The organism is Huaxiibacter chinensis, assembly GCF_022171985.1.
GTDB classification, from domain to species: domain Bacteria; phylum Pseudomonadota; class Gammaproteobacteria; order Enterobacterales; family Enterobacteriaceae; genus Enterobacter; species Enterobacter chinensis_A.
On sequence record NZ_JAJVHF010000090.1, the window covers coordinates 1 to 285 of the forward strand.

Here is a 285-nt window from a genome sequence, read left to right on the forward strand (position 1 = left end):
TGACGCGATTTCCGGCGATAACGTGCTGAACGCAGTGGAAAAAGGGCAGGATCTGGCTGTCAGCGGCACCAGCGCCAACCTGGCGGAAGGCACCACGGTGACCGTGACCCTGAACGGCAGACAGTATACCGCCACCACGGGGGCCGACGGCGCCTGGAGTCTGACCGTACCGGCCGCCGATCTGGACGGACTCGGCGAGGCCAGTTACACCCTGAACGCCAGCGCCGTGAACGGCGTGGGCAACAGCATCAGCAACACCGCAAACCTGCAGGTGGACACCGCGCT

General features: G+C 65.3%; 1 protein-coding gene. It reads left to right on the plus strand.

Annotated features, from left to right (window positions below; all coding sequences use genetic code 11):
- Positions 1 to 285 (plus strand): Ig-like domain-containing protein (locus LZP96_RS24090; RefSeq protein WP_258926382.1); only part of this gene is annotated, 285 nt, incomplete at both ends.